This is a genomic window from Paraburkholderia madseniana (assembly GCF_009690905.1).
In the GTDB taxonomy this organism is placed as follows: domain Bacteria; phylum Pseudomonadota; class Gammaproteobacteria; order Burkholderiales; family Burkholderiaceae; genus Paraburkholderia; species Paraburkholderia madseniana.
This window is the reverse complement of sequence record NZ_VOSW01000006.1, coordinates 56,788-74,388: the sequence shown is the minus strand read 5'-3', so window position 1 is coordinate 74,388 and position 17,601 is coordinate 56,788. Positions and strand designations below refer to the sequence as shown.

General features: G+C 63.0%; 17 protein-coding genes. 10 read left to right on the top strand and 7 right to left on the bottom strand.

The features are described from left to right. Window positions 1-24: 24 nt before the first annotated feature. Entirely contained in the window at window positions 25-876 is an 852-nt protein-coding gene (fghA, locus tag FSO04_RS05020) for an S-formylglutathione hydrolase (RefSeq protein WP_154558654.1), read from the top strand. 64 nt (window positions 877-940) lie between these two features. Here fghA and FSO04_RS05015 read toward each other — a convergent pair whose 3' ends face one another. The 4 genes from FSO04_RS05015 to FSO04_RS05000 form a co-directional block, all read right to left on the bottom strand. After that, on the bottom strand, window positions 941-1,723 hold the full coding sequence (locus FSO04_RS05015; RefSeq protein ID WP_154558653.1) for a metal ABC transporter permease: 783 nt from the start codon (window positions 1,721-1,723) through the stop codon (window positions 941-943). Then, window positions 1,716-2,681 (bottom strand): ABC transporter ATP-binding protein, encoded by a 966-nt coding sequence (locus tag FSO04_RS05010; protein WP_154558652.1) that lies wholly within the window; start codon window positions 2,679-2,681, stop codon window positions 1,716-1,718. The genes FSO04_RS05015 and FSO04_RS05010 overlap by 8 nt, the downstream gene beginning before the upstream one ends. Continuing rightward, a complete protein-coding gene (locus FSO04_RS05005) occupies window positions 2,678-3,643 on the bottom strand; it encodes a metal ABC transporter solute-binding protein (RefSeq protein WP_154558651.1) in 966 nt (321 codons plus the stop codon). The genes FSO04_RS05010 and FSO04_RS05005 overlap by 4 nt, the downstream gene beginning before the upstream one ends. A gap of 88 nt (window positions 3,644-3,731) precedes the next feature. After that, window positions 3,732-4,211, bottom strand: a complete 480-nt coding sequence (locus tag FSO04_RS05000; protein ID WP_154558650.1) for a Fur family transcriptional regulator — start codon at window positions 4,209-4,211, stop codon at window positions 3,732-3,734. A gap of 310 nt (window positions 4,212-4,521) precedes the next feature. Between FSO04_RS05000 and FSO04_RS04995 the strand changes: the two genes are divergently transcribed. From FSO04_RS04995 to FSO04_RS04965, 7 genes are all read left to right on the top strand, one after another. Continuing rightward, window positions 4,522-5,304 (top strand): L-iditol 2-dehydrogenase, encoded by a 783-nt coding sequence (locus tag FSO04_RS04995; RefSeq protein WP_168435569.1) that lies wholly within the window; start codon window positions 4,522-4,524, stop codon window positions 5,302-5,304. Between the two features lie 97 nt (window positions 5,305-5,401). Then, on the top strand, window positions 5,402-6,724 hold the full coding sequence (locus FSO04_RS04990; protein WP_154558649.1) for an ABC transporter substrate-binding protein: 1,323 nt from the start codon (window positions 5,402-5,404) through the stop codon (window positions 6,722-6,724). Window positions 6,725-6,913: 189 nt separating this feature from the next. After that, the gene (locus FSO04_RS04985; RefSeq protein ID WP_093635644.1) at window positions 6,914-7,849 is read left to right on the top strand and encodes a carbohydrate ABC transporter permease; all 936 of its coding nucleotides are present in this window, start codon (window positions 6,914-6,916) and stop codon (window positions 7,847-7,849) included. Between the two features lie 38 nt (window positions 7,850-7,887). After that, entirely contained in the window at window positions 7,888-8,721 is an 834-nt protein-coding gene (locus FSO04_RS04980) for a carbohydrate ABC transporter permease (RefSeq protein WP_233464749.1), read from the top strand. Next, window positions 8,718-9,419 (top strand): HAD family hydrolase, encoded by a 702-nt coding sequence (locus FSO04_RS04975; protein ID WP_154558647.1) that lies wholly within the window; start codon window positions 8,718-8,720, stop codon window positions 9,417-9,419. Before FSO04_RS04980 ends, FSO04_RS04975 begins: the two co-directional genes overlap by 4 nt. 158 nt (window positions 9,420-9,577) lie before the next feature. Next, entirely contained in the window at window positions 9,578-10,687 is a 1,110-nt protein-coding gene (locus tag FSO04_RS04970; protein ID WP_154558646.1) for an ABC transporter ATP-binding protein, read from the top strand. A 72-nt stretch (window positions 10,688-10,759) separates the two neighbouring features. Continuing rightward, the gene (locus FSO04_RS04965) at window positions 10,760-11,056 is read left to right on the top strand and encodes a DUF1330 domain-containing protein (protein WP_154558645.1); all 297 of its coding nucleotides are present in this window, start codon (window positions 10,760-10,762) and stop codon (window positions 11,054-11,056) included. Between the two features lie 27 nt (window positions 11,057-11,083). Here the strand turns inward: FSO04_RS04965 and FSO04_RS04960 are convergent, their stop codons facing one another. The 3 genes from FSO04_RS04960 to dalD form a co-directional block, all read right to left on the bottom strand. Next, window positions 11,084-12,037 carry a sugar-binding transcriptional regulator gene (locus FSO04_RS04960; protein WP_168435568.1) on the bottom strand — a complete coding sequence of 318 codons (954 nt, stop codon included), beginning with the start codon at window positions 12,035-12,037 and terminating at the stop codon, window positions 11,084-11,086. Between the two features lie 78 nt (window positions 12,038-12,115). Continuing rightward, on the bottom strand, window positions 12,116-13,597 hold the full coding sequence (gene xylB, locus FSO04_RS04955; protein WP_154558644.1) for a xylulokinase: 1,482 nt from the start codon (window positions 13,595-13,597) through the stop codon (window positions 12,116-12,118). Window positions 13,598-13,710: 113 nt separating this feature from the next. Then, window positions 13,711-15,123 carry a D-arabinitol 4-dehydrogenase gene (gene dalD, locus FSO04_RS04950; RefSeq protein WP_154558643.1) on the bottom strand — a complete coding sequence of 471 codons (1,413 nt, stop codon included), beginning with the start codon at window positions 15,121-15,123 and terminating at the stop codon, window positions 13,711-13,713. A gap of 386 nt (window positions 15,124-15,509) precedes the next feature. Between dalD and FSO04_RS04945 the strand changes: the two genes are divergently transcribed. Together FSO04_RS04945 and FSO04_RS04940 are read left to right on the top strand one after the other, a co-directional pair. Further along, on the top strand, window positions 15,510-16,490 hold the full coding sequence (locus tag FSO04_RS04945; RefSeq protein ID WP_154558642.1) for an AraC family transcriptional regulator: 981 nt from the start codon (window positions 15,510-15,512) through the stop codon (window positions 16,488-16,490). 127 nt (window positions 16,491-16,617) lie between these two features. Next, window positions 16,618-17,571 (top strand): substrate-binding domain-containing protein, encoded by a 954-nt coding sequence (locus FSO04_RS04940; RefSeq protein ID WP_154558641.1) that lies wholly within the window; start codon window positions 16,618-16,620, stop codon window positions 17,569-17,571. Window positions 17,572-17,601: the final 30 nt, after the last annotated feature.

The following is a 17,601-nucleotide window of genomic DNA, read 5'->3' as shown; positions in this document are numbered from 1 at the left end:
CCCGGCACAGAAAGGAGCATGTCGATGCTTGAACTATTGTCGTCGCATGCCTGCCATGGCGGCGAGCAGCGGATCTACCGGCACGATTCGCAGGCCGTCGGTCTGCCGATGCGCTTCTCGGTGTATCTGCCGCCGCAGGCTTTGCAGGCCAACGCGAACGTGCCCGCGCTGTTCTATCTCGCCGGCCTGACTTGCACGGAAGAAACCTTCCCGGTCAAGGCGGGCGCGCAGCGCTTCGCGGCGCAGCACGGCATCGCGCTGATCGCGCCGGACACCAGTCCGCGCGGTGCGGGCGTGTCGGGCGAAAGCGCGGCGTGGGACTTCGGCGTCGGCGCGGGCTTTTACGTCAACGCGACGCAGCAGCCGTGGGCGAAGCACTATCGGATGTACTCGTATGTGCGCGATGAACTGCGCGAAACAGTGCTCGCGAATCTGCCGGTGGACGGCGGGCGTCTGGGCATCTTCGGGCATTCGATGGGTGGCCATGGCGCGCTGATGCTGGCGCTGCGCAACCCGGAGATCTATCGGTCGGTGTCGGCGTTCGCGCCGATCGCCGCGCCATCACAGTGCCCGTGGGGCGTGAAGGCGTTCAGCGGGTATCTGGGCGAGGACCGTGAAGCGTGGAGGCAGTATGACTCGAGCGAGCTGGTCGCTCACGCACCACGCAAGTTCGCTGAAGGGATTCTGGTCGATCAGGGGCTGGCGGATCAGTTCCTCGCCGAGCAGTTGAACCCGGATGTGTTCGAAGCCGCTTGCAAGGCCGCAGGACAGCCGCTGACCTTGCGTCGTCATGCTGGCTACGACCACGGGTATTACTTCATCTCGACTTTCATCGAGGACCATCTCGCGCATCACGCGAAGGTGCTGCTCGGCTGATATTCACCGGGACGATGGCGGCGGCACGCAGTGTGTCGCCGCCAGGCGCCGCTTCAACGCCGCCTCAACGCCGCCTCAACAAACTCCCGCCATACACCACCGCCGACAGCACGGTGATCCAGAAGCTCGTCGGCCAGTCGGTATAGAACGCCAGCGTCAGACCGAGCCACGCCTGCACCAGGGCGAACACGGCGGCAAGCACGAGACCGGTCGAGAGTCGCGTCGTCACGTTTTGCGCGGCGGCGGCCGGCCCGACCATCAGCGTGAACACCAGCAGCACGCCGACAATCTGCGTGCACGCCGCCACGGCGAGCGCGGCGATCGACAGGAACAGCACCGACACCCTGCGCAACGACACGCCCTTGGCTTCCGCTAATTCCGGCTGCAACGAAGCAAACAACAAGGGTCGCATGATCGCGGCGAGCGCCAGCAAACTGATGACGCCTAGCGCCGCCAGCACGCCGAGTGTCGACGCATTCACGCCGAGCACGTTGCCGAACAGCAGCGCGGTAACTTGAGTCGCGTATGCGGTGAAGAAATGCAGGAACAGCAAGCCGAAGCCGAGCGACAGCGACAGGATCACACCGATCGCGACATCGCGTCCGGCCAGTTTCTCGCCGAGCGCGCCCATACCGACGCCTGCCGCGAGCGTGAAGCCGATCATCCCCCAGATCGGCGAGATGCCGATCAGCACAGCGCCGGTCGCGCCGGTGAAGCCGACGTGCGAGAGCGCATGACCAGCGAAGGTCTGTCCACGCATCACCAGAAAATAGCCCACCACGCCTGCCAGCACCGCGACGATCCCCGACGCCGCGAACGCGTTCACCATGAAATCGTATTCAAACATCGTGCTTGTGTCCGTCGCGTGAGTCGTGCTGGTGTGAGTGGCCGTGTGCGCCACCGTGGTCGTGCGAATGTGCATGCCCGTGCGAGTGGCTATGGCCGCCGTTCTCGTCGTGTTCGTGCTCGTGATCGTGTTTTTCGACTTCGACGTCGCCCGACATCACGAAGATGCGGCCATTCACCCGCATCACATCGATCGGCGAGCCATAGAGACGCGACAGCACCGGCCGCGTAATGACTTCATCGACGGTGCCGAGCGCGGCGACGCCGCTGCCGAGATACAGCACGCGGTCGAGCGCGTGCAGAAGCGGATTCAGTTCATGCGCCGAGAACAGCACGGCAATGCCGAGCTCCTGCTGCACGCGCCGCACCAACTCGACCACGCTCTTCTGATGATGCGGATCGAGGCTGATCAACGGTTCGTCGAGCAGCAGCAGCTTGGGGTTGCCGAGCAGGCATTGCGCGAGCAGCAGACGCTGACGTTCGCCGCCCGACAGTTCCGATAACGGCCGCTCAGCTAGCTGGCGGCCGCCTACCAGATCGAGCACCCGCTCGACATCCGCGCGGGTTTTGCTGTCCGCATGGGGCAGGCCCCAGCGGTGTCCATCGGCGGCCATGGCGACGAAGTCGCGGCCGCGCACGCGGCGCCCGGCCAGCGCACTGCGCGTCTGCGGCATATAACCGATCGACGAGTTACCACGCTCGACCGGCTGCCCTAACACGCGGATCGCGCCGCTCGCTGCCGGCACGAGACCGAGCACGGCGCGCATCAGCGTGGTCTTGCCCGCGCCGTTCGGCCCGAGCACGCCGATGAATTCGCCCTGGTTCACCACGAAGCCGGCGTCGCGCAGAATCGTGCGGCCGCCGAGTTCGAGCGTGACGCGCTCGAGTTCAAGCACGGGCGCGTTACTGCGTGCGCCCGTCGATGCATTAGCTGGCGTGCTGCGGCCAGTTTCGTTCATTGGGTTTTTCCTTTGGCGGCGCTCGCCGCCGCATTCGCTCCGCCCGCAGCCAGCGCCGTGCCTAGCGCGTCGAGCTGCGTCAGCATCCACGTCTGATAGGTCTTACCGGCCGGTTCGGTTTCGGTGACGCTCATGGTCGGCACCTTCGATTGCTGCGCGAGCTTCAACATGCGTTTGGTCAGGGCCTCGGTTGCCTGGCTGTTATAGATCAGAACGCGTACGCGCTTTTCGCGCAGATCGCGTTCGAACGCGGCGATATCGGCCGCGCTTGCTTCAGTGTCGTTCATCGTCGCCAACTGGAAGCGCAGATTGCGCATCGAGAGGCCGACTGCGTCCGACATATAGCCGAACACCGGCTCGGTTGCCGTCACCGGCACGCCGGCGTAGCGGCCATGCAGATCGGCGACTTTGGCGTCGATGGGTTTCAGCGAATCGAGAAACTTCGCGAGGTTCGCATCGTACGCCGACTTGTGCGCCGGGTCAGCCGCGACGAGCGCCGCGCTTACCGCGCGCGCCACTTTCGGCATGGTGGCCGGGTCGTACCAGAGGTGAGGATTATCGCCGCTCTTCTTGCCTGTCAGTTCGGCGGCAACGATCGTCGCGCGATTCGAGCCCTTGGAAGCGGCCAGCAGTTTCGCCATCCACGGATCGTAGTCGGCGCCGTTGTAGACCACAAGGCTCGCATGCTGCAAGGCCCGCGCCGTCTTCGGGCTGGCTTCGAACAGATGCGGGTCCTGATCCGGATTGCTGAGGATGCTGGTCACGTCGACGCGATCGCCGCCCAGTTGCTGCACGACGTCACCGTAAAAGTTTTCCGCTGCCACCACCGGGATTTTCGCATCCGCGGCAAATGCGCCGTGGCTGAGCGTGAAAGCAGCGGCGGCCGCTGCGCCCATGGCCACGGTCTTCGACAGCTTCAGCGCATGGCGCGCCCCGTTCAACATCGAGCCGAATTTCTTCATCGTTGTTTCCTGCTGCGTGAGAGTTGAATGAACTACGAACCTTGGGAGCGGCGCGTTTTGGCGTTCATACCGGTGATCAGGCCGGCTTTCATAGGGACGCACCGGAGGGCCGCGCCGCGCGGGCGCAGCGCGCGCACAGCCCGCTTAGCTCGACCACCTGGCGGTGCACCTCGAAACCGTGTGCCGGCACGCTATGCGACAGTTGTTGGGCAAGATCGCCGCCGGGAATCTCCACAGTCGCGCCGCACCCGTCGCACATCAAAAACTGGCTGCGATGCGGCACGCCGACCTCGCAGCAGGCAAAAAACGCGTTCTTCGATTCGATCCGATGGACGAAGCCGTGCGCGAGCAGAAAGTCCAGCGCCCGGTAGATCGTGGTGGGCGGCACGCGCCCGCGTTGCGGCTCGAGCGCGTCCAGCAACTCATAGGCCCCGATCGGCCGGTCGCTGGCGACGATCGCCGCATACACCTGTCGCCGCAGCGGTGTGAGCGCGAGCCCATGCAGGGCGGCGTGCGCCTCGGCATGGGCGAGCCGTACGGCATGGTGTTCTGCAATCGATGTAGCCATCAGCGGACTCCCTGACGAACCTGCAAAGCTTCGGAGCGAAGCGAGGCCGCAATGATATAACGTATCTCGAATATTTGTCAGCGGCTTGCGCAGAAAGCAGATTGGCGGTCTTCGATTTCTCGTATTTGTGTCGGTCGAAGCCGGAAGAGGGTGTGCGAGGGTCCTGCCGCGCTGCACCATCGAAATCTGGTCGAGCGCCTTGACATGACCCGGTCCGTATCCGATCATTCGATCACCAACAGAGCAATTGTTCGCGCAACGAGCGTTCGCTCACCGCGCCTCAAGAAGCGAAACGAACCGGAGACAGGCAGTGGCGGCACGATTGCAAGACAAGGTGGCCATTCTGACGGGCGCGGCAAGCGGAATCGGTGAAGCCGTGGCCCGGCGGTATCTGGACGAAGGCGCGCGTTGCGTGCTGGTCGACGTCAAGCCGGCGGACAGTTTCGGCGCCGCTTTGCGCGCCGCTTACGGCGACCGCGTGCTGACCGTCAGCGCCGATGTCACGCGCCGCGAGGATATCGAACGCATCCTCGCGAGTACGCTGGAGCGCTTCGGCCAGGTCGATATCCTGTTCAACAACGCGGCGCTCTTCGATATGCGCCCGATCCTCGATGAATCCTGGGAAGTGTTCGACCGCCTCTTTGCGGTCAACGTGAAGGGCATGTTCTTCCTGATGCAAACCGTCGCCCGGAAAATGGTCGAGCAGGGCCACGGCGGCAAGATCATCAATATGTCGTCGCAAGCCGGGCGGCGCGGCGAGGCGCTGGTGTCGCACTACTGCGCAACCAAAGCCGCCGTACTCAGCTACACGCAATCCGCAGCGCTCGCCCTCGCGCCGCACCAGATCAACGTGAACGGCATTGCGCCGGGCGTCGTCGATACACCGATGTGGAAAGAGGTCGACGCGCTCTTCGCACGCTACGAAAACCGGCCGCTCGGCGAGAAGAAACGCCTCGTCGGTGAAGCGGTGCCGCTCGGCCGTATGGGCGTGCCGGACGATTTGACCGGCGCCGCCCTGTTTCTCGCGTCGGCGGATGCCGACTACATCACCGCGCAAACCCTGAACGTCGACGGCGGGAACTGGATGAGCTGAGCGAATCGCAGAGTGGATGAGCCGAACCTGTTTCACCCTTCGTCATTTTCGTAGAACAAACGCAGCATCACATAACGTACGAGAAAGGAGACATCACATGAAACCAGCTACAAAATCCGCGCTGAAGGCGGTCAGTGCCGGCGCTGTCGCATGCTTTGCGTTGCACGCTCAGGCGGCCACGGTGACCATCGCCACGTTGAACAATCCGGACATGATCGAGCTGAAGAAGCTCTCGCCCGCCTTCGAGCAGGCGAATCCGGACATCAAGCTCAACTGGGTGATTCTCGAAGAAAACGTGCTGCGTCAACGCGCCACCACCGACATCACGACCGGCAGCGGCCAGTTCGACGTGATGACGATCGGTGCGTACGAAACGCCGCAATGGGGCAAGCGCGGCTGGCTCACCCCGCTCACCAATCTGCCCGCTGATTACGATCTGAACGACGTCGTGAAGACGGCTCGCGACGGCCTCTCGAGCGGCGGCCAGTTGTACGCGTTGCCGTTCTACGTCGAAAGCTCGATGACGTATTACCGCAAGGATCTGTTCGCGGCGAAGGGCCTGAAGATGCCCGATCAGCCGACCTACGACCAGATCGCGCAATTCGCCGACAAGCTCACCGACAAAGCTAACGGCATGTACGGCATCTGCCTGCGCGGCAAGGCCGGCTGGGGCGAGAACATGGCCTATGGCACGACGGTGGTGAACACCTTCGGCGGCCGCTGGTTCGACGACAAGTGGCAGGCGCAGTTGACGTCGCCGGAATGGAAGAAGGCGATCACCTTCTACGTCGATCTGCTGAAGAAAGACGGTCCTCCGGGAGCCAGCTCGAACGGCTTCAACGAAAACCTGACGCTGATGTCCTCGGGCAAGTGCGCGATGTGGATCGACGCAACGGTGGCGGCCGGCATGCTCTACAACAAGCAGCAGTCGCAGATCGCCGACAAGGTGGGCTTCGCGGCGGCGCCGATCGCCGTCACGCCGAAGGGTTCGCATTGGCTGTGGGCGTGGGCGTTGGCCATTCCGAAGTCGTCGAAGCAGGCTGACTCGGCGAAGAAGTTCATCGCGTGGGCCACGTCGAAGCAGTACATCGAACTGGTCGCGAAGGATGAGGGCTGGGCCTCAGTGCCGCCGGGAACACGCCACTCAACCTACGCACGTCCTGAATACAAGGAGGCTGCACCGTTCGGCGACTTCGTGCTGAAGGCAATCGAAACGGCTGACCCGGATCATCCGACGTTGAAGCCAGTGCCGTATACCGGTGTGCAGTTCGTCGGCATTCCTGAGTTCCAGTCGTTCGGCACCGTAGTCGGTCAGAGCATCTCCGGCGCGATTGCCGGCCAGATGACGGTCGATCAGGCGCTGGCAGCCGGCCAGGCAACGGCGAATCGCGCCGTGCAACAGGCCGGGTATCAGAAGTAAAGCGGAAGTCAGCCACATGAGTCACGTGGCACGCGCCGGCTGACGCCCGTCAGCCGGCCCACGCAGCACAGCGGGCCGTCCCCGCCGCGTGGGCACTGAGACATCGCATTGCGTCGCGGTAGCCAGGCGGTTTAAGCCATCACGGCGGATAAAGCGCCGGCCCGCGCATTACCGAACAGGTGGTCAATCATGCGTCCTTTACGCCTGCCTCTTATGCATGCCCATCCCCAAACAGAAAAAGAACGCGAAACCCGCAAAGCCAATTCGGCCCGTTGGCTCGTCACGCCCTCAGTCGCAGTACTCGTACTGTGGATGGCGATTCCGCTGGCGATGACGATCTGGTTTTCGTTCTCGCGCTATAACCTGCTGAATCCGGATCTGAAAGGCTTCGCCGGTTTCGACAACTATAAGTATCTCGCCAGCGATCCGTCGTTCGGACCGTCGATCGGGCACACGCTCGAGTTGATCATCTCGGTGCTGGTGATCACAGTGGTCGGCGGCGTGCTGATGGCGATTCTGTTCGACCGTAAGTTCTACGGCCAGGGCATCGCGCGGCTACTGGCGATCGCACCATTCTTCGTGATGCCGACCGTCAGCGCGCTGATCTGGAAGAACATGATCCTGCATCCGGTGTATGGCCTGATCGCACAGGGCATGCGCGCGATCGGGCTGCAGCCGATCGACTGGTTCGCCGAGTACCCGCTCACGGCCGTGATCATGATCGTCGCGTGGCAGTGGTTACCGTTCGCGTTCCTGATTCTGTTCACCGCGATCCAGTCGCTCGATCAGGAGCAGAAGGAAGCGGCGCGTATCGACGGTGCGGGTCCGTTCTCGATGTTCTTCTACATCACGCTGCCTCACCTGAAACGGGCGATCGCGGTGGTGGTGATGATGGAGACGATTTTCCTGCTGTCGATCTTCGCCGAAATCTATACGACCACGGGCGGCGGTCCGGGCACCGCGACCACCAATCTGTCGTACCTGATCTATTCGCTGGGCCTGCAACAGTTCGACGTCGGTCTCGCTTCGGCGGGCGGCATTCTGGCTGTCGTGCTGGCTAACATCGTGTCGTTCTTCCTTGTGCGGATGCTCGCGAAGAACCTGAAAGGGGAGTACGAAAAATGAGCCACGTTGCCTCTACCTCTGCGTCGGGCACGGCGCCGATGACCGTGCCGGCCAAGTCGCCGTTCGCCGCAATTCGCCGCGGCCTTCCTGGCGTGATCGCCTGGCTCGTCGCGTTGCTGCTGTTTTTCCCGATCTTCTGGATGACGATCACCGCGTTCAAGACGGAGCAGCAGGCGTATTCGTCGTCGTTGTTTTTCATCCCGACGCTCGATAGCTTCCGCGAGGTGTTCGCGCGCAGCAACTACTTTTCGTTCGCGTGGAATTCAATCCTGATCTCGGCGGGCGTCACGCTGCTGTGCCTGATTCTCGCCGTGCCGGCCGCGTACGCGATGGCCTTCTTTCCGACGCGCCGCACGCAGAAAGTCCTGCTGTGGATGTTGTCGACCAAGATGATGCCGTCGGTTGGCGTGCTGGTGCCGATCTATCTGTTGTGGAAGAACAGTGGTCTGCTCGATTCGGTGTCCGGTCTGGTGATTGTCTACACGCTGATCAATCTGCCGATTGCGGTGTGGATGTCGTTCACGTACTTCGCCGAAATTCCGCGCGACATTCTCGAAGCAGGCCGGATCGACGGCGCGGCAACGTGGCAGGAAATCGTCTATCTGCTGATGCCGATGTCGCTGCCGGGGCTTGCCTCCACCGCGTTGCTGCTGGTAATCCTGTCGTGGAACGAAGCGTTCTGGAGCATCAACCTGTCGAGTTCGAACGCCGCGCCGCTGACTGTGTTCATTGCGTCGTATTCGAGTCCTGAAGGCTTGTTCTGGGCCAAGCTCTCCGCTGCTTCACTGCTTGCGGTTGCGCCGATCCTGATTGTCGGCTGGCTGTCGCAGAAGCAACTGGTGCGCGGTCTTACTTTTGGGGCGGTCAAATGACCGCAGGTGCGACGGTAGGTCATTTCGCGCTGATCTGCGATTGCGACGGCGTGCTGATCGACAGCGAAGCCGTGGCGGCGAGCATGCTGGTGCACGAACTCGAGGCGCGCTGGCCCGATGCCGATGTCGAGCCGGTGGTGTTGCCGCTGCTCGGCTTGCGCATCGAAAAGGTGCTGCAGGGCACGGCGGCGCAACTTGGCAAGAGCCTGAGCGTCGAGGATATCGAGTCGATCCGCCAGGCGGTGGAAGCGGCGGCGATGCAGGCGTCGGCGGTCGTTGGCATCGAGTCCGCGCTCGCGCAGGTGCCGCTCACCAAGGCATGTGCGAGCAACAGTTTCCGGCCGTATGTGGAGAACGTGCTGGCGCGCACGGGCCTCGTGAAGTTCTTCGGCGACCGGCTCTTTTGCGCCGATGCGGTGCCGAATCCGAAGCCCGCGCCCGATGTCTATCTCGCTGCCGCGCTTGGTCTCGGCCTCGCGCCGTCCGCCTGCCTCGTGGTGGAAGACAGCGTGACGGGCGTGACGGCGGCAACGGCGGCGGGCATGACGGTGCTGGGCTTTATCGGCGGCGGTCATGCGAGTGACGCGCAGATCGACGCGTTGCATGCGGCGGGTGCGCGTACTGTGTTCGACGACATGCTGCAGTTGCCGGACCTGGTCGCGCAATGGACGCTGAGCGCGACGGCAGCGATACCGTAAGGGCCGCAGGTCAAAGCAAATGAGCGGCGAATGAGCAGGACTTGAACAGCATATAGAGAAGCGAATCAACGCAGTTGCTGAAGCAACGCAAGCAACCTGGGCAACCGAACGCAGCTGAAGCATCGTTAGCAACACACAGCAACACACGGAGACACATCATGGCAAGCGTAACTCTGCGCAACATCAAAAAGGCCTACGACGACAATGAGGTGATGCGCGACATCAACCTCGACATTCTGGACGGCGAATTCGTCGTGTTCGTGGGCCCGAGCGGTTGCGGTAAATCGACGCTGATGCGAATGATCGCCGGCCTCGAAGACATCAGCGGCGGCGATCTGACCATCGACGGCACGCGCGTGAACGACGTACCGCCCGCCAAGCGCGGCATCGCGATGGTGTTCCAGTCATACGCGCTGTATCCGCACATGACGCTGTACGACAACATGGCGTTCGGCCTGAAACTCGCCGGCACCAAGAAGCCGGAAATCGACTCCGCCGTGCGCAATGCGGCGAAGATCCTGCACATCGACCATCTGCTCGACCGCAAGCCGAAGCAGCTTTCGGGCGGCCAGCGCCAGCGTGTTGCAATCGGCCGCGCGATTACGCGCAAGCCGAAGGTGTTCCTGTTCGACGAACCGTTGTCGAATCTCGACGCCGCGCTGCGTGTGAAGATGCGCCTCGAATTCGCGCGTCTGCACGACGAGCTGAAGACCACGATGATCTACGTGACGCACGATCAGGTCGAAGCAATGACGCTGGCCGACAAGATCGTCGTGTTGTCGGCGGGCAATGTGGAGCAGGTCGGCAGCCCGACCATGCTGTATCACGCGCCGGCCAATCGCTTCGTCGCCGGCTTCATCGGTTCGCCGAAGATGAACTTTATGGAAGGGATCGTGCAGTCGGTGACGCACGACGGTGTCACGGTACGCTACGAAACCGGCGAGACGCAGCGCGTTGCGGTGGAGCCGGGCGCGGTGAAGCAGGGCGACAAGGTCACCGTCGGCATTCGTCCGGAGCATCTGCACTTCGGAATGGCCGACGACGGCGTGTCGGCGCGCACGATGGCAGTCGAATCGCTTGGCGACGCAGCATATCTGTATGCGGAATCGAGCGTGGCGCCGGATGGTTTGATCGCGCGGATTCCGCCGCTCGAACGCCACAGCAAGGGCGACACGCAACGGGTCGGCGCTACCCCTGAGCACTGCCATTTGTTCGACAGCGAAGGGAAAGCCTTCCAGCGTAAGATCGTAGAAGTGCTGGCCGCGTGAGTATGTGATTGGGAAAGCGGCGGGCGCGCCGCTTTCCGTCCGGTCACGTTTATTCACGCTCAGGAAACGTTCATGCCCGCCTACGTCGTCATCACACGCGAGAAAACGCTCGACCCCGCCAAACTGGAAGAATACAAACAGGACGCGCCCGCAGTCTTCGAGAAGCATGCGGTCATGGTGCTCGCGAGCCACGGGCGGAAAGAAGTGGTGGAGGGGCCGCCGATCGACGAAATCCTGATCCTCGAGTTCCCCAGTTACGACGAAGCGATCGCGTGGTATCGCAGCCCAGCGTATCAGGCGGTCAGCGAGACGCGCCTGCAGGGCGGCGAGTACCGCATCATCATCACGGAAGGGCTGCCGGTGTTGTAGAGCGGCGGTGTGCCGCCTGTAAGCCTTTTAAGCCGCCGCTTCGAGCGCCGCGCGTGCGCACAACTCGTCGGTCACCAGTCCCGACAGCCAGCCGCCTTTAAGCACCGCGATCAGCGCTTCGCGCTTGCGCTCGCCGCCGGCAAAGCCGATGGTGGGGCGCCGCGGTGGCGAGTCGAGCGCGATGCTGGTGACGCGCCGGCCGGTCGGCGATTCGACGTGCGCGCCGGCTGCATCGATCGGCAGGCCGAGCATTTCGGCCACCGCACCGTTCTGCATCAACTCTTTTACTTCCGCGGACGTGATAAAGCCGTCTTCGTGCAACGGGCATTTCGGCCCGATATTGCCGATGCCGACGAACGCGACATCCGCTTGCGCCGACAGCGATTCGACGATCCGGTACAGCCGGTGATTGCACCACTGTGCGCGTTCGGCTTCGCTATCGGCGAGCAACGGCGCGGGCAGCAGAAAATGCTTGCCGCCGGTCTTCTCCGAAATGTGCAGCGCGACGTCGTAGCGGTTCGAGGAGCCGTCCGAGGCGATCGCCCCGACCATCGATACCAGGCGGTGCTGCGGACGCTCCAGTTGGGCGATCTGATCGACTGCGGCCTTCAGCGTACGGCCGCTGCTCACGGCGACCACCATCGGCTTTTCTTCGCCAAGATAGCGTTCCATGACTTGCGCGCCGGCCACCGCCAGCTTGCGGTCGACTTCTTCCGACGTATCGCTGTCGATCGGTACGACTTCGCACATGCTCAGGCCGTAGCGCTTCGAGAGTTGATCGGCGAGCGCGAGGCAATCGGCCAGTTTGTGATCGACGCGTACGCGAATCAGGTTCTTTTCGACCGCGAAGGCGACCAGCCGCTGCGCGACCGGGCGCGACACCTGCAGCTTCTCGGCGATTTCGTTCTGGGTGTTGCCTGCGACGTAGTAAAGCCACGCGGCGCGGGTAGCAAGGTCTAATTTTTCTGTGGACTTGGGCACGGTGACGGTTCGCTTGAAGTGCGCCGATGATAGCAGCCGGTTCCCGCGTCTCAACGGGAACCGGCTGTGCTTTGCCGGTCAGGCGAGCGGTTGCCGCGCGGGGTCGAACAGCGGCCGCACGTGGCGGTAGAGCGCGCGATACGCTTCAAGCCGGGTGCGCAGTTCGGCGTGCCGTCGCGGGTTCGGCGTGAACTCCTTTTCGATCGGCGGCTTGGTCAGCACCTTGGCCGGGTCGCCGCCTGCGGCCAGCCAGCCGAGGCGGGCCGCGCCGAGCGCCGCGCCGGTTTCGCCGCCGCCGTGCTTGCGGGTGGCGGTGTCGAGCGCGTCGGCGAGCAGTTGTGCCCAGTAGTCGCTGCGCGCACCGCCGCCAAGCAGGGACAACGCCTTCGCTTCGGTGCCCGCCGCGCGCAACGCGTCGAGGCCGTCGGTGAGCGCGAGCGTCACGCCTTCGAGCACCGCGTAGCCGAGCAAGGCGCGATCGGTCGCGTGATTCATGCCGAAGAACACGCCCTGTGCATACGGGTCGTTGTGCGGCGTGCGTTCACCGGACAGATAGGGCAGAAAGAGCGGGGCAGTGGTCAACGCTTCCGCTGGGAGCGCCTCGATTTCGGCGAGCAGGGTCGGCTCGTCGGTGGAGGTGAGCTTGCAGACCCAGCGCAAACAGCTTGCCGCCGACAACACCACGCTCATCTGATGCCAGCGATCCGGAATCGCATGGCAGAACGCGTGCACCGCGGAAGCGGGATTCGGCCGGAAGCTGTCGCCGACCACGCACAACACACCTGAGGTGCCGAGCGAGACGAAGCCGTCGCCCGGTTGCGTCGCGCCGATGCCGATCGCGCTCGTGGCATTGTCACCACCGCCGGCCGCGACGATCACGCCGTCGCTCAAACCGAACTCGCGCGCCACTGCGGGAAGCAGGGTGCCGGACGGCTCGCTGCCTTCGCACAAGGCCGGCATCTGAGCGCGCGTCATGTTGCAGGCGGCGAGCAGCGAATCGGACCAGTCGCGTTTGGCGACGTCGAGCCACAGCGTGCCCGCTGCATCCGATGGATCGGACACCTTGCCGCCGGTCAGTTGCAGGCGCAGGTAGTCCTTTGGCAGCAGCACGCAGGCGGTCTGCGCGAAGATTTCCGGTTCGTGGTGCGCCACCCATAGCAGCTTCGGCGCGGTGAATCCGGGCATCGCGAGATTGCCTGCCACGGTGTGCAACTCCGGCGCGCGCTCGGTCAGTTCCGCGCACTCCTTGTCGCTGCGCATGTCGTTCCACAGGATCGCGGGCCGCAATACGCGGTCTTGCGCATCCAGCAGCACGGCCCCGTGCATCTGCCCCGAGAGGCCGATGCCGCGAATCTGCGCGAACTCGTCCGGATGTTTGGCGCGCAACGCGGCCAGCGCCGCGCGCGTACCGGCCCACCAATCTTCGGGATTCTGTTCGGCCCAGCGCTGATGCGGACGCGAAACGGTAAAGGGCGAGCCTGCGGTGCCGATCACGCGTCCATCGGAGGCGAGCAGCAGGACTTTCACTTCGGACGTGCCGAGGTCGATGCCGAGATACATGGGCGCGAAACCTTCGTCGTTAGGAATGCGCTACTTTAGCCGCACATGGCGCGCGGTGCCATGCGCATTGAGCCTGGCACCGGCGTGTTTCGCGTGGTTCGATACAGCGCAGGTCAGGCCGCGCCGCGTTTGGCCAGCCATACGTCGACTCGCGCCAACGCGCCCGCCAACGCCGATTCCAATTCCGGCGTCTGCGCCATGCTGCCCCAGAGCAGGCGGTCAGCGGCGAATGCCTGCAACGGATCGGGCGCGCTAAAGAAGCCGCGGGCGATGCGTTCGTCCATCACGCCATCCTGATACACATACGGCAGCGTGCCGGCGTTCCAGCGCTCAAGGAAGCGGAAGAACAGCGCCGGCAACATCGCCGTCGCCGAAGGCGTGACGCCACGTTCGAAGCATTCGGCGAGCGTCGGCGCAATAAAGCCGGGCAGCTTTGAAAAGCCATCGGCCGCGACGCGCTGGTTGGTGTCCTGGATGTAGGGATTGCCGAAGCGTTCGAGCACCACGTCGCGATAGCGTTCGAGATCGAGCGGGCTTGGCGTGAGGCACGGAATCACGTCTTCGGTCACATAGTCGAAGGCGAATTTGTTGATGTCCGGGTCGAGCGTCCCTTCGTGGATGTAGGTCAGTCCGACCAGCGTGCCTGCCCACGCAATGCAGCTATGCGTCGCGTTGAGAATGCGGATCTTCGCTTCCTCGTACGGCAGCACCGAGTCGACCAGTTCAGCGCCGACCTTTTCCCACGCGGGGCGTCCGGCGATGAAGCGGTCTTCGATCACCCATTGGATGAAGGATTCGCCCATCACCGGGCAGGTATCGTCGACGCCGGTAGCGGCTTTGACGCGTTCGCGCACGTCGGGCGTCGGGCGCGGCGTGATGCGGTCGACCATCGAACTCGGGCACGCGGTGTTGTCGTCGAACCATTGCGCCAGGTCCTCCGCGCCGCGCCGTTCGAGAAACTCGCTCATGCCCGCATGAAAACGCTCGCCGTTGCTGCGCAGGTTATCGCAGGTCTGCAGAGTGACCGGGCCGGCGCCGCGCTTCATGCGTGCGTCGAGAATCGCCGCTAGCGCGCCGTAAATCGTGGTGTGGCCGCCTTTCAGGTCAGCGGCAAGATCGGCATTGGCCGTGTCGAGTTCGTCGTGTTCGTCGAGGTAATAGCCGCCTTCGGTGACCGTGAACGCAATGATCTTGCAGGCCGGATCGGCGCCCGCTTCGATCAACGCATCGAGACTCTCGGTCCACGGCACCACGCGCTCGATCGAACGAATTGTCTCGTACGCGCGCTCGCCCTGCGGCGTGACGGTCTCGAGCGTATAGACGCCGCTTTGCGCGGCGAGCGCCTCGAGCACCGCGTTCATGTCGCTGCGGATATTGCCGACTGTCAGCGACCAGTGCGGCTCGCCCGCCACCTTCGCCTCGTTCAACCGATGGAGATACCACGCCTGATGCGCGCGATGAAACGATCCCGCGCCGATGTGCAGGATCACGTGTGCGGCCGCGCCGCTGCCTTGCCCGCTGTTCATGTGCGTCTCCTGAGTGTCCTTGATCGCACGGCTCGGCGCGTGCGTTTTTCTTGGGGTGGAGCATTTGCTCTGTCTGTGAGCGAATGATCGTACCCGGCGGAACGAATGTCAAGGCGACGTAGAGGGCTTTTCGTGGCGCAGCGCGGCGTGGCGGGACTTCCGGCGCGACTCGCGTGACGCCCGCGCGTTATGGGACGTGTCTCGCGGTGCGTATTGCATTGCATCAAATTTGACTTTCACCGCGCCAGGACTAACCCGAATGCAAAAAAGTATCGGTCTGCGGTTTGATTTTTAGTGGTGGATCAGGCTCCAGAGGGCTACTTTTCGCTATACAAGACGAAGTTCAGCGGCACCCGCAACACGCCGCTTCATGGAGGAAGACGCGAATGCAACCCGATCTGGAAGTCGTCGCCGTACGGCGCGACGAATCCTTCAAAGTGTGGTCGCACGGCTATCCGTACCGTACGGTGCGCTGGCACTTTCATCCGGAATACGAAATCCATCTGATCGTGGCGACGACCGGCAAGATGTTCGTCGGCGATCACATCAGCAGCTTTACGCCTGGCAACCTCGTGCTGATGGGGCCGAACCTGCCGCACAACTGGGTCAGCGACGTGCCGGAAGGCGAGACGATTGCGCAGCGCAATCTGGTTGTTCAGTTCGGGCAGGAGTTCGTGTCGGGTTGCATGGGTAGTTTTCCGGAGTGGCGCCAGGTCGAAGCGTTGCTCGCCGATTCGCGCCGCGGCGTGTCGTTCGGTGCAGAAACGAGTGCGGCGATCCAGCCGTTGTTCCTCGAATTGCTGGCGGCGCGCGGACTGCGCCGTCTCGTGCTGTTCATGTCGATGCTCGAGATCCTGATGAACGCCGAGGACCGCGAGATGCTCGCGAGTCCCGCCTATCAGGCCGACCCGACCGGTTTTGCGTCGACGCGCATCAATCACGCGCTCTCGTACATCGGCAAGAATCTGTCCAACGACCTGCGCGAATCGGATCTCGCGCAGCTCGCCGGGCAAAGCGTGAGTGCGTTCTCGCGGTACTTCCGCCGTCATACCGGGCTGCCGTTTGTGCAGTACGTGAACCGCATGCGTATCAACCTCGCGTGTCAACTGCTCACGGACGAAGAACTGAGCGTCACCGATATCTGCTTCAAGGCGGGCTTTAACAACCTGTCGAATTTCAACCGGCAGTTCCTCGCGGTCAAAGGCATGGCGCCTTCAAAATTCCGCCGCTATCAGCAACTGAACGATGCGAGCCGCGACGCTTCCGAAGAAGCTGCCGCGCGCGGCGCCGGCATCGACAATGCACCCGCGATCGTGCTCGCGCCAGGTTTGCCACGCAGTGCTGCCGCTGCCTATCCACCGACGTAGTCCTCCTACGCCACGCTAAAAGCCGAAGCGTTCTAACTCATCCGCGTTTCAACACCTATCACGCTGTCCAAAGACAGCGTGAGGGACATGCTCATCTCATCGAACAGTTTCAATAACGGAGACAACCATGACGCAATCCACTTCGAAGCAAACATCGTTGAAGACCTTCGCGCGCAGCACGGCTGCGTTGGCGACGCTTGCATTCGGTCTTTCGTTTATCGCCGCGCCGGCAGCACTTGCCGCGCCGCTGAAGATCGGCATGACGTTTCAGGAGTTGAACAACCCGTACTTTGTGACGATGCAAAAGGCGCTGAACGATGCGGCTGCGTCGATTGGCGCGACGGTGGTCGTCACCGACGCGCATCATGACGTCAGCAAGCAGGTCAGTGACGTCGAAGACATGCTGCAAAAGAAGATCGACATCCTGCTCGTGAATCCGACCGATTCGACCGGCATTCAATCGGCGGTCACGTCGGCGAAGAAGGCGGGCGTGGTGGTGGTTGCGGTCGATGCGAACGCGAACGGTCCGGTCGATTCATTCGTTGGCTCCAAGAATTTCGACGCGGGCGAGATGGCCTGTGAATATCTGGCGAAGTCGATTGGCGGCAGCGGCGAAGTGGCGATTCTCGACGGCATTCCGGTGGTGCCGATTCTCGAACGTGTGCGCGGTTGCAAGGCGGCGCTTGCGAAAGTGCCGGGCATCAAACTCGCGGATATGCAGAACGGTAAGCAGGAACGCGCGACTGCGTTGTCCGTTACCGAGAACATGATTCAGGCGCATCCGAATCTGAAGGGTGTGTTCAGCGTGAACGACGGTGGCTCGATGGGCGCGCTCTCGGCGATCGAATCATCGGGCAAGGATATCAAGCTGACCAGCGTCGACGGTGCGCCGGAAGCGATTGCCGCGATCCAGAAACCGAATTCGAAGTTCATCGAAACGTCCGCGCAGTTCCCGGCCGACCAGGTGCGTATCGCGCTCGGCACTGCACTCGCGAAGAAGTGGGGCGCCAATGTACCGAAAGCCATTCCGGTCGACGTGAAGATGATCGACAAGAGCAATGCCAAGGGCTTCAGTTGGTAAGCCGAATGCTCGTTGCCAGGTGCATGTGCT

Excerpts from the sequence above, each read along its gene's own strand:
- fghA (WP_154558654.1), top strand. The coding sequence starts at position 25 with ATGCTTGAACTATTGTCGTCGCATGCCTGCCATGGCGGCGAGCAGCGG.
- FSO04_RS05015 (WP_154558653.1), bottom strand. The coding sequence starts at position 1,723 with ATGTTTGAATACGATTTCATGGTGAACGCGTTCGCGGCGTCGGGGATC.
- FSO04_RS05010 (WP_154558652.1), bottom strand. The coding sequence starts at position 2,681 with ATGAACGAAACTGGCCGCAGCACGCCAGCTAATGCATCGACGGGCGCA.
- FSO04_RS05005 (WP_154558651.1), bottom strand. The coding sequence starts at position 3,643 with ATGAAGAAATTCGGCTCGATGTTGAACGGGGCGCGCCATGCGCTGAAG.
- FSO04_RS05000 (WP_154558650.1), bottom strand. The coding sequence starts at position 4,211 with ATGGCTACATCGATTGCAGAACACCATGCCGTACGGCTCGCCCATGCC.
- FSO04_RS04990 (WP_154558649.1), top strand. The coding sequence starts at position 5,402 with ATGAAACCAGCTACAAAATCCGCGCTGAAGGCGGTCAGTGCCGGCGCT.
- FSO04_RS04985 (WP_093635644.1), top strand. The coding sequence starts at position 6,914 with ATGCGTCCTTTACGCCTGCCTCTTATGCATGCCCATCCCCAAACAGAA.
- FSO04_RS04980 (WP_233464749.1), top strand. The coding sequence starts at position 7,888 with ATGACCGTGCCGGCCAAGTCGCCGTTCGCCGCAATTCGCCGCGGCCTT.
- FSO04_RS04975 (WP_154558647.1), top strand. The coding sequence starts at position 8,718 with ATGACCGCAGGTGCGACGGTAGGTCATTTCGCGCTGATCTGCGATTGC.
- FSO04_RS04970 (WP_154558646.1), top strand. The coding sequence starts at position 9,578 with ATGGCAAGCGTAACTCTGCGCAACATCAAAAAGGCCTACGACGACAAT.
- FSO04_RS04965 (WP_154558645.1), top strand. The coding sequence starts at position 10,760 with ATGCCCGCCTACGTCGTCATCACACGCGAGAAAACGCTCGACCCCGCC.
- xylB (WP_154558644.1), bottom strand. The coding sequence starts at position 13,597 with ATGTATCTCGGCATCGACCTCGGCACGTCCGAAGTGAAAGTCCTGCTG.
- dalD (WP_154558643.1), bottom strand. The coding sequence starts at position 15,123 with ATGAACAGCGGGCAAGGCAGCGGCGCGGCCGCACACGTGATCCTGCAC.
- FSO04_RS04945 (WP_154558642.1), top strand. The coding sequence starts at position 15,510 with ATGCAACCCGATCTGGAAGTCGTCGCCGTACGGCGCGACGAATCCTTC.
- FSO04_RS04940 (WP_154558641.1), top strand. The coding sequence starts at position 16,618 with ATGACGCAATCCACTTCGAAGCAAACATCGTTGAAGACCTTCGCGCGC.